This window comes from Peribacillus sp. SIMBA_075 (assembly GCF_046534585.1).
In genome coordinates this window covers 1-348 of the sequence record NZ_JAWRYN010000243.1, presented here as the reverse complement: position 1 = coordinate 348, position 348 = coordinate 1, and the positions used below count along the sequence as shown (strand labels likewise).

The window sequence follows — 348 nt, the reverse complement described above, 5'->3', positions numbered from 1 at the left end:
AGAAATAACTGCACTGTATTGTTCATATACAGATGTAGTAAACTCATGACCGAAATCATAATATAGCCCAGCAAAATCAAAAGCGGGATCGCCAATTTGAGCATCTCCAAAATCGATAACACCTGAAATGGTTTTGTTCTGCGTATTAAATAAAATGTGATGATGTGTAAAGTCAGCATGAATGATTGTATTTTGAAAGGTAGATTTAGCTATATTGGCAAAGAAATTTTCGAATAAACGATTTAAGGCTGATTTCTGTAATGAAGTAAGATTGTTAGTAAGAGATTGATTTAATTTTGTTTGTAGCTCTTTCCAGTAGATAAGTGTTTTTTCGATAGGGAATCCTAG

The 348-nt window shown here is 32.5% G+C and carries 1 protein-coding gene; it reads right to left on the bottom strand.

The features are described 5' to 3' along the window. Positions 1-348, bottom strand: a 348-nt coding sequence (locus tag SB775_RS28070; protein WP_410864433.1) for an aminoglycoside phosphotransferase family protein, incomplete at both ends; no start/stop codon positions are given.